4 protein-coding genes are annotated in these 2,414 nt (G+C 62.2%); 3 read left to right on the top strand and 1 reads right to left on the bottom strand.

The genetic code is table 11. From position 1 onward, the window contains the following. Window positions 1–173 precede the first annotated feature (173 nt). Window positions 174–638 (bottom strand): PaaI family thioesterase, encoded by a 465-nt coding sequence (locus EN964_RS31880; protein WP_027162402.1) that lies wholly within the window; start codon window positions 636–638, stop codon window positions 174–176. Window positions 639–779: 141 nt separating this feature from the next. Here EN964_RS31880 and EN964_RS31875 point away from each other — a divergent pair, with 141 nt between their 5' ends. The 3 genes from EN964_RS31875 to EN964_RS31865 all read left to right on the top strand — a co-directional run. Further along, a complete protein-coding gene (locus EN964_RS31875; RefSeq protein WP_127268567.1) occupies window positions 780–1,601 on the top strand; it encodes an enoyl-CoA hydratase in 822 nt (273 codons plus the stop codon). A gap of 10 nt (window positions 1,602–1,611) precedes the next feature. Then, window positions 1,612–2,034 (top strand): VOC family protein, encoded by a 423-nt coding sequence (locus EN964_RS31870; protein WP_127268568.1) that lies wholly within the window; start codon window positions 1,612–1,614, stop codon window positions 2,032–2,034. Continuing rightward, window positions 2,034–2,414, top strand: a 381-nt coding sequence (locus EN964_RS31865) for an AAA family ATPase (RefSeq protein WP_164776176.1), incomplete at its 3' end; no start/stop codon positions are given. The genes EN964_RS31870 and EN964_RS31865, both read left to right, overlap by 1 nt.

Raw genomic sequence — 2,414 nt, 5'->3', positions numbered from 1 at the left:
CTTGTTGCTTGGATTGTGGGAAGGACGCTGCCCGCCGCCAATAACAAAACGGCGGCCTTTGCGGGCCGCTGCTTCGTGAGGGCTTATAGGCGAGGGTGGTGATCGCGTCAAGGCGCGCGAAAAGGAGAATATCTGACAAAATGCGGCGAAAACAATAAGTTAAGTGAAAGGTATTATTTTACCACATCGCCATTCCGCTTCGGCGGGATCGAATAGGTGCCGGTGGCGTGCGCCACCGTGTGCCCGTCCGGGCCGGCAACGATGTCGATGTCGAACACCATCAGGCTCTTGCCCAGCTTCAGGATGCGGCAGTGGCCGTCGATCGGTCCGGCCTCTGCCTTGCGCACGAAATTGATGTCGAGGTTGACGGTAACGGAAAGCGCATCCGGCCCGGCATGGCTGAGCACGCAGACGTAGCCGCCAATGTCGGCCAGCGTGAACAGCGAAGGGCCGGACACCGTGCCGCCCGGACGCAGGTGCCGCTCGCCGGCGTTGAGCCGCACGGTGCAGCCGCCGGGGAACACGTCGATCGCCTCGAAATATTTGAACTGCTCGTTGAGCTGCGGATAGACGGTCTCCATCAGCGCATTGACTTGTTGCGCGGTCAGAACCGGCTTCAAATTGGTTTGGGCGGGCATGTCGGTCTCTCGTTTTGGCCGACCTGTATGGGCGCGGCGCGGCATTTCTGACAACCTTCGTCCCCTGGCGCAAGCGATCGGTGTTGGACGAAACCTGATCCGGTATTAGATAGCCCAGGCGGAATCGCGGAGACCTTATCCATGGCCGAAATCCTTGCCATCAAGCCTGCCGCCGTTGAAGGTCCGGTTGTTGCACAACTGGACAAGGGCGTGCTGCGCCTGACGCTCGCCAATCCGCCAGCCAACGCGCTGTCGCTGGCGGTGATGGCGGCGCTGACGGCCGAACTCGAGCGCGCCAAGGCCGACAAGGCCGTTCGCGTCATCGTTTTGTCGGCGGCCGGCAAGGTGTTCTGCGCCGGCCATGATCTCAAGGAAATGACGGCGCGCCGCACTGACGCCGATCATGGCAAGGCCTTCTTCGCAGAGACGTTTGCCGCTTGTGCGACGCTGATGCAGGCCATCGTGCGCCATCCCGTGCCTGTGATCGCCGAGGTTGACGGCCTTGCCACCGCCGCTGGGCTGCAACTGGTCGCCAGCTGCGATCTGGCGATCGCCTCGCACGAAGCGACCTTCTGCACGCCGGGCGTCAATATCGGGCTGTTTTGCTCGACGCCGATGGTGGCGCTGTCGCGCAACGTTTCGCGCAAGCATGCCATGGAGATGCTGCTGACCGGAGAGACGATCGATGCGGCGACCGCCAAGGAGTTCGGCCTGGTCAACCGCGTCGTGCCGCGCGAATACCTGAATCAGATCGTCACCAAATACGCGCAAACCATTGCTTCCAAATCATCTTTGGTGGTCAAGACCGGCAAGGAAGCCTTTTACGCCCAGGCTGAAATGGGCCTCGCGGACGCCTATGCCTATACCGGCCGGATCATGGTCGAGAACATGCTTGCGCGCGACGCGGAGGAGGGCATCGGCGCCTTCATCGGCAAGCGCAAGCCGGAATGGAAGGACGAGTAAGGAGAACGTCATGGAACCGCGCATCTCCATCATCACCATTGCTACCGATGATCTAGACCGCGCCGTGCGCTTCTACGAAGAGATGGGCTTGAAGCGGCATGCCGCCATCACCGACGGGGTCGCCTTCTTCCAGATGGGCGGCGTCATCCTCGGCCTGTTCCCGCGCGCCAGCGCAGAAGAGGATTCCGGCATCGCCTTCGCCGCGGCGCCATCGGCGGTCTACCTCGCCTACAACACTCGTTCCGACGCCGAAGTCGACGACGTGCTCGCCAGGGCGGAAAAAGCCGGCGGCCGCATCGTCAAGCCGGCCGGCCGGGCCTTTTGGGGCGGCTGGTACGGCTATTTCGCCGACGCCGACGGGCATGTCTGGGAAGTGGCGCACAATCCTGCCTTTCCGATCGCGGAAGACGGCACGATTTCGCTACCTGGCTGATGGCCCATCGCAAGCAGCTGACGCGGCTAAAGGCTCCCTATCTGAAGCGCATCCTGCTCGACGCCGAGCGCGTGGCGGACTGGGAGAAATATCCCTGGAATCTACCGCTGTTTCGCGGCCATGAGTTCGAACTCGAATTCACCACGCCGATCACCATCATTGTCGGCGAGAACGGCACCGGCAAATCGACGCTGCTCGAGGCGATCGGCGCACTGGCCGGCTATGACGAAGCCGGCGGCGGCAAGGGATATATGCCAGTCGACCATTCCAGCGCTATCGACAAGAGTGGTGCTGCGTTGGCCAACGCATTCCGTGGTCACTGGCTGCCGAAAGTCACCGCCGGCTGGTTCTTTCGCGCCGAATCCTTCTACTCCGTGGCC

Origin of the sequence: Mesorhizobium sp. M7A.F.Ca.CA.001.10.2.1 (genome assembly GCF_003998575.1) — a bacterium.
Lineage (GTDB): Bacteria > Pseudomonadota > Alphaproteobacteria > Rhizobiales > Rhizobiaceae > Mesorhizobium.
This window is presented reverse-complemented; position numbering and strand designations above follow the sequence as displayed.